The 6,155-nt window shown below is 73.1% G+C and carries 6 protein-coding genes and 1 pseudogene; 5 read left to right on the top strand and 2 right to left on the bottom strand.

The genetic code is table 11. The features are described 5' to 3' along the window. Window positions 1-1,316, bottom strand: a 1,316-nt coding sequence (locus AB0J52_RS23280) for an aromatic amino acid lyase (RefSeq protein WP_500184085.1), incomplete at its 3' end; no start/stop codon positions are given. A gap of 180 nt (window positions 1,317-1,496) precedes the next feature. Between AB0J52_RS23280 and AB0J52_RS23285 the strand changes: the two are divergent. The 4 genes and pseudogenes from AB0J52_RS23285 to AB0J52_RS23300 all read left to right on the top strand — a co-directional run. Next, window positions 1,497-2,240 (top strand): annotated as a pseudogene (locus tag AB0J52_RS23285) (ABC transporter ATP-binding protein); the annotation flags it as partial. Between the two features lie 116 nt (window positions 2,241-2,356). Further along, window positions 2,357-3,115 carry an ABC transporter permease gene (locus AB0J52_RS23290; RefSeq protein WP_500184086.1) on the top strand — a complete coding sequence of 253 codons (759 nt, stop codon included), beginning with the start codon at window positions 2,357-2,359 and terminating at the stop codon, window positions 3,113-3,115. Continuing rightward, window positions 3,112-3,798, top strand: a complete 687-nt coding sequence (locus tag AB0J52_RS23295; RefSeq protein ID WP_500184087.1) for an ABC transporter permease — start codon at window positions 3,112-3,114, stop codon at window positions 3,796-3,798. The genes AB0J52_RS23290 and AB0J52_RS23295 overlap by 4 nt, the downstream gene beginning before the upstream one ends. A gap of 91 nt (window positions 3,799-3,889) precedes the next feature. Beyond that, window positions 3,890-4,816, top strand: coding sequence for an ABC transporter substrate-binding protein (locus AB0J52_RS23300; protein WP_500184088.1), 927 nt, complete (start codon window positions 3,890-3,892; stop codon window positions 4,814-4,816). A 58-nt stretch (window positions 4,817-4,874) separates the two neighbouring features. Here the strand turns inward: AB0J52_RS23300 and AB0J52_RS23305 are convergent, their stop codons facing one another. After that, window positions 4,875-5,660: an IclR family transcriptional regulator gene (locus AB0J52_RS23305; protein WP_500184089.1), complete on the bottom strand. Its 786-nt coding sequence runs from the start codon at window positions 5,658-5,660 to the stop codon at window positions 4,875-4,877. 91 nt (window positions 5,661-5,751) lie between these two features. Here AB0J52_RS23305 and AB0J52_RS23310 point away from each other — a divergent pair. Further along, on the top strand, window positions 5,752-6,155 hold a 404-nt coding region (locus AB0J52_RS23310; protein ID WP_500184091.1), incomplete at its 3' end, for an aromatic amino acid lyase.

The following is a 6,155-nucleotide window of genomic DNA, read 5'->3' on the forward strand; positions in this document are numbered from 1 at the left end:
GCCGCGACCAGCTCGCACGCCAGCACCACCCGGTAGGCCGCCACCGCCTCGCCGGTCGCCCGCGCCGACTGCGTCGCGAACCCCGCGTGCTCCTCCACCCCGCGCGACAGCACCGCGCCGCCGAGCGACGCCGGGGCCGCGTGCCGCCGCACGTCCGCGAGCGCCGAGTGCGCCACGTACTCCAAGATCATGATCCCCGAGGCCGCCTCCGCGTCCGCCTGGAACGGCCGCAGCCCCGTGAACGACGGCTCGGTCAGCGTGCCCAGCCGGGCCGCCCCGAGCGCCCCGGTCTGGAACAGGGCGAGCCGCGCCGCGTCCAGCGCCAGGCCCGTCCCGGCGATGTGGAAGTTGCCGTTGTGCCAGACCTCCGCGTCCGCGGCGTCCACCAGCGGGTTCTCCGCCGCGCTGTTGACCATCCGGGTGACGGCCGTCTCCGCGTACCGCGCCGCCTCCAGCGCGGGCGCGTGGACCTGCGGAAACGCCCGGTACCCGTACGGGTCCTGGATGCGGGCCGGGGTCTCGTGCTCGTAGGCCAGCAGGCTCCGCACCGCGGCGGCCACCCCCGCCTGCACGGGCTGGGCCCGGTGCACGGCGGGCGCGTACGGCTCCCGCGCCCCCCGCACCGCCAGCAGCGACAGCGCCGCCACCATCACCGACGCGTCCAGGCCCGTCCGCAGGTCGGTGAGCGCGAGCGCCGCCTCGCCGAGCGTCGCCGCGTTCGAGCTCATGAAGGCCAGCGCGTCCGCCGAGTCCAGGGCGAAGTGCGGGCCGCGCGCGAGCCCGGCGTCGGGACTGGCCGAACCGCCGCCGTCCGCCCCGCCGTCCAGCCACGACCGCTCGCCGATCAGGCACAGCGCCGTGGACGCCAGCGCCGTTAGGTCCCCGGTGCCGATCGCCCCGTACACCGGGACCGGCGGCAGCACGTTCAGGTTCAGGGCGTCCGCGAGCGCCGCCAGCACGCCGGGATCGACCCCCGAGCCGCCCGCCGCGATCTGGTTCGCCCGGACGACCAGCATCGCCCGCACGACCTCCGGCCGCAGCAGCGGCCCGGCCCCGGCCGCGTGGCTGCGCATCAGCCGCAGGCCGTGCGCGTCCGCGTCCTCCCACTCGACCTCCACGGCGCGGTTCGCGCCCACCCCGGTCGTCCGGCCGTACACCGGCCGCCGCCCGGCGACGCGCCGCGCGGTGTCCCACGCGTCACGCGCCCGCTTCCGGCCCGTGTCCGATATGGCGATCATCACGTCCCCGCGCGCCGCGCGGGTGACCAGATCGCAGGTGAGGGACGTCCCGTCGAGCTCGATCCGGCTGTGCACCACGGCGCTGCGCCCCTTTCTCGTGTTTTCAGGTCGATAACATCGGGTGTTCTCGGGTTGACCCGGCCGGGCCCGTGCCGGAGATTGTCGGTTGTTTAAGGTTGGGTGGATGCCGGTACCGATCACCCACTTGCCAACGAACGGAACGGCGTCGCGGCGACGCCCGGACAGGACGTGACTCGCTTGATCACCTTCACGGGCGTGACGAAGCGCTACCCGGACGGAACCGTCGCGGTCCGCGATCTCGACCTGGAGATCCCCGCCGGCCGGATCACCGTGCTGGTGGGGCCGTCCGGCTGCGGCAAGACCACCACCCTGCGCATGGTCAACCGGATGATCGACCCGTCCGAGGGGACGATCACCGTGGACGGCCGCGACATCCGCGAGGTGGACCCGCCCAAGCTCCGCCGCGGCATCGGCTACGTCATCCAGCAGGCCGGCCTCTTCCCGCACCGAACGATCATCGACAACATCGCCACCGTGCCCTACCTGCTCCACCAGGACAAGAAGCAGGCCCGCGAACGTGCCCTGGAACTGATGGAACGCGTCGGCCTCGACCCCGCGCTCGCCAAGCGCTACCCGGCCCAGCTCTCGGGCGGGCAGCAGCAGCGCGTCGGCGTGGCCCGCGCGCTCGCCGCCGACCCGCCGATCATGCTGATGGACGAGCCGTTCAGCGCCGTGGACCCCATCGTCCGCGCCCAGCTCCAGGACGAGTTCCTCCGCCTGCAGAGCGAGGTGGAGAAGACCATCGTCTTCGTCACCCACGACATCGACGAGGCCGTGAAGCTCGGCCACCGCATCGCGGTCTTCCAGGTCGGCGGCGTCCTCGCCCAGTACGCCACCCCGGACGAGCTGCTCGCGAACCCCGCGGACGACTTCGTCCGCGACTTCCTCGGCGGCGACCGCGGCATCCGGCGGCTCCGGTTCGTCCAGGAGCTCGACGCCGAGGCGGCGGCCGAGCGGACGTCCGCCGCCCCGCCCGGCGGCGCCTCCGGACCGGCCGCTCCGCCGCAGGACGGCCGGGCCGCGGCGGCGGGCGAGCGGTGAGCGCCGTGCCCGCCCTGCTCGCCCCGGTCGCGGTCGGCGACAGCGGGGAGCCGCTGATCCGCTGGGACTGGATCGGCCGCAACTCCGACATCATCACCGAGCACCTCACCGACCACCTGGTCCTGTCGATCGTCCCGGTGCTGCTCGGCCTGGCGGTCTCGCTGCCGATCGGCCTGCTGTGCGCCCGCTACCGCTGGCTGTACGCGCCGGTCGTCGGGATCACCAGCGTGCTCTACGCCATCCCGGCGATCGCGCTGTTCGTCGTGCTGGTCGCCTTCACCGGCCTGACCCGCACCACCGTGATCATCCCGCTCACCCTCTACACCCTGTCGGTGCTGGTCCCCGCCGTCGTGGACGGCATGGACTCGGTGCCCGAGCACGTCCGGCAGGCGGCCACCGCGATGGGCTTCGGCACGCTGCGGCGGCTCGTCCAGGTGGAGCTGCCGATCGCCGTCCCGGTCGTCATGGCGGGCCTGCGCGTCGCCACCGTCTCCAACATCAGCCTCGTGTCGGTCGGCGCGCTGATCGGCGTCGGCGGCCTCGGCGAGCTGTTCACCGACGGCTTCAACCGCGACTTCACCACCCCGATCATGGTCGGCATCGCGCTGATCATCGCGCTCGCGGTCGCCGCGGACGTGCTGCTGCTGGTCCTCCAGCGGCTGCTGACGCCATGGGCGCGAGCGGGCGCGGGGAAGCGCGCGGCACGCCGCGCCGCGCGCGCCGAGCTGGCCCAGCCCGAGGAGGCCGCCCTGTGAACGCCATCCTCGAAGCGATCCGGTGGTTCTTCCACGGCCAGCAGTGGCACGGGACCGACGGCATCCCGCACCGGCTGACCGAGCACCTCTGGTACTCCGGCCTCGCCTTCCTGATCACCGTCGCGATCGCGCTGCCGCTCGGGCTGCTGCTCGGCCACGTCCGGCGCGGGAAGGCCGCCTCGTTCTTCGGCTTCTCGGTCATCGCGTCCGCCAACGGCGCGCGGGCCCTGCCGACCCTCGGCCTGCTCATCCTGGCCGTGCTGGTCACCTCGTCCAGCCTGGTGCCGACGCTGATCCCGCTGATCGTCCTCGCGATCCCGCCCGTCCTGGTGAACGCCTACACCGGCGTCCAGCAGGTCGAGCCGGAGCTGCGGGACGCGGCGGAGGGCATGGGCATGACCGGCACCCAGGTGCTCTGGCGCGTCGAGGCCCCGGTGGCGCTGCCGCTGGTGCTGCTCGGCCTGCGCACCGCCGCCATCCAGATCGTCTCCACCGCGACCATCGCCGCCTACGTCGGCCTCGGCGGGCTCGGCCGGTTCATCGTGGACGGCCTGAAGCGGCAGGAGTACTCCAGCACCGCGGGCGGCGCGATCCTGGTCATCCTGCTGGCCTTCCTCATCCAGTTCGTCTTCGCCCTGCTGCGCCGCCTGGCGGTCTCCCCGGGGCTGCGGCGCACCTCCTGACACCCGGTCACCGAAGAACACCGAACACCACTGAAGATCATTGAAGTTGACGCTGATGCACCGATGGTTCCGGTCGAAAGGACTCTTTCCGATGTTCTCCAAGATGCGCGGCGCCGCCGTGCTGCTCGTGGGCGCGCTGGCGCTGTCGGCCTGCGGTGGCGGCGGCGATGACGACAAGAACCCGCTGGGCGGCTCGTCCGGCGGCGGTGGCGGCGGCGGCACGCTGGTGATCGGCACCGCCGACTTCCCCGAGAGCCAGGCCCTCGGCGAGGTCTACGCCCAGGCGCTCAGCGCCAAGGGCATCAAGGCCACGACCAAGGTCGCCGGAACGCGCGAGGCGTACTACAAGGCCATCCAGTCCGGCCAGCTGGCGATCGTCCCCGAGTACAACGGCAACCTGCTGCTGCACGTCGACCCGAAGGCGACCGCCGCCACGACGGCGGACGTCAACGCGGCGCTCGGCCAGAAGCTCCCGTCCTCGCTCGGCGTCCTGGACTCGGCCAAGGCCGAGGACAAGGACTCGGTCGTGGTCACCAAGGAGACCGCCGACAAGAACCACCTGAAGACGATCGCCGACCTCAAGCCGATCGCGGCCAACACGGTCTTCGGCGGCCCGTCGGAGTTCAAGACCCGCGTCTCCGGCCTGGTCGGGATCAAGCAGAAGTACGGCCTGGAGTTCAAGGAGTTCAAGTCCCTGGACACCGCCGGGCCGATCACCGTCGCGCGCCTGAAGCAGGGCCAGATCCAGGCGGCGAACCTCTTCTCCACCGACGCGGCGATCACCAAGAACAACTTCGTCGCCCTGGAGGACCCGAAGAACGTCTTCCCGGCCCAGAACGTCACCCCGCTGATCTACCGCGCGAAGGTCAACGCCGACGCCCAGGGCGTTCTCAACGCCATCGCGGCCAAGCTCACCACCCAGGACCTCCTCGACATGAACAGCAAGATGTCCGTGGACAAGGCCGAGCCGCGCGACGTCGCGAAGGACTGGCTGAAGAAGGCCGGCATCGCCTCCTGAAACACCTGAGAAAATGGCCCGCGCCGGTGGTGCGGGCCTTTTCCTTCCCTGCCGAAGGTCAGGGTGAGCGGCCACCCAAGCGGGTGGTGAGGTCGGCGGCGGTGCGGCGGACCTCGGCGGCGAGGTCGGGCCAGGTGTCGTCCGGGCGGGTCTCGCGGCGGAAGGTGACGGTGATCGCGGCCGTGGGGTGGCCGGTGTGGTCGAACGAGCAGGCGGCGATGGACGCGTACCCCTCGGTGACCTGCCCGTCCTCGGCGGACCAGCCGCGCCGGGCGTCCGCGGCCAGGACGCGGCGCAGCTCGCGCAGGGACGCCGGGCCGCGGCCGGTGCGGTCCACCAGCGGGCCGGGGAACAGGGCGCGGACCTGCGCGGCGGGCAGGTGCGCGAGCATCGACAGGCCGCTCGCGGTGAGCTGGGCGGGCAGCCGGACGCCGACGTCGGTGACCAGCGGGGCCCGCCGCCGCGCGGGCTGCTCCTTCAGCAGGTAGAGGACCTCCGCGCCGTGCAGGACGCCGAGCTGGGCGACGTCGCCGGTGCGGTCGACCAGGCGGCGCAGCAGGGGGCGGGCGAGCCGTTCGAGGGGGCCGTGCCGCAGGTAGGCGGAGCCGATCTCGAAGGCGGCGACGCCGAGGCCCCAGCGGCGGTCCTCCGGGACGTAGGAGACGAAGCCGTCCTCGGCCATGGCCGTGAGCAGGTGGTAGGTGGACGAGCGGGGCAGCCCGAGCCGGCCGGCGATGGCGGAGGCGGGCAGCGGCCCCGCCGACTCGGCGAGCAGCCGGAGCACGGCGAGCGCCCGGCGCGCCGCCGGGACCTGGCCGCCTCCGGCGCCCGGACTCGTGGTCATCCGCCCATTGTCTCGTATCCCAGACAGTAGGGGCCGCGCGCGGGTCGCCGGGGCGCGGTCCGGGCGCTGCAATGGGGGTATGAGTTTCGGCATGGGGGACACAGAGATCCAGGTCGGACCGGAACCGCTGACCTTCGCGGAGGTCGTCGCGGTGGCCCGGGACGGCGCGCGGGTCGCGCTGACCGACGAGGCGCTGAAGGCGATCACCGAGTCGCGGGCCGCGATCGAGGAGCTGGCGTCCCGCCCGACGCCGGTCTACGGGGTCTCCACGGGGTTCGGGGCGCTCGCGACCCGGCACATCGCGCCGGAGCTGCGCGCCCAGCTCCAGCTCAACATCGTGCGCTCGCACGCCGCCGGGTCCGGCCCGGAGGTCGAGCGGGAGGTCGTCCGGGCGCTGATGCTGCTGCGCCTGCACACCCTCGCGACCGGCCGGACGGGCGTCCAGCCCGAGACGGCGAAGGCATTCGCGGCGCTGCTGAACGCGGGCATCACCCC

The organism is Spirillospora sp. NPDC049652, assembly GCF_040675125.1.
Classification (GTDB): domain Bacteria; phylum Actinomycetota; class Actinomycetes; order Streptosporangiales; family Streptosporangiaceae; genus Spirillospora.